Source organism: Bacillus sp. NTK074B (genome assembly GCF_017303375.1).
GTDB lineage: Bacteria > Bacillota > Bacilli > Bacillales > Bacillaceae_B > Rossellomorea.
Genome location: NZ_JAFKOH010000097.1, coordinates 1 through 265 on the forward strand (window position 1 = coordinate 1; position 265 = coordinate 265).

The 265-nt window shown below is 65.7% G+C and carries 1 protein-coding gene; it reads right to left on the reverse strand.

All coding sequences use genetic code 11. The features are described 5' to 3' along the window. On the reverse strand, positions 1-265 hold a 265-nt coding region (locus JI667_RS21570; RefSeq protein ID WP_206858499.1), incomplete at both ends, for a hypothetical protein.

The window sequence follows — 265 nt, forward strand, 5'->3', positions numbered from 1 at the left end:
GCCGATATAGTCGCGGAAGGTCGCGTAGATGCGCGCATAGGCCAGGCTCAGATCCAGATCCGACATCCCGCGCAACGCGGTTTCGACCTCGGTCCGGGCGGCCGAGGCCATCTGAACCTCGGCGCTGGCCATCGGCATCGCGATCTCGCTGCTGAGCGAGGCAAGAGTTTGCGCTTGCGCGTCGTCGAGCACACGCCCGAAGCCGAAAAGCGCGGCGGCGAAGACCGAGGCGCTCAGCGCGACGGTTTTGATGGCAACACCATGG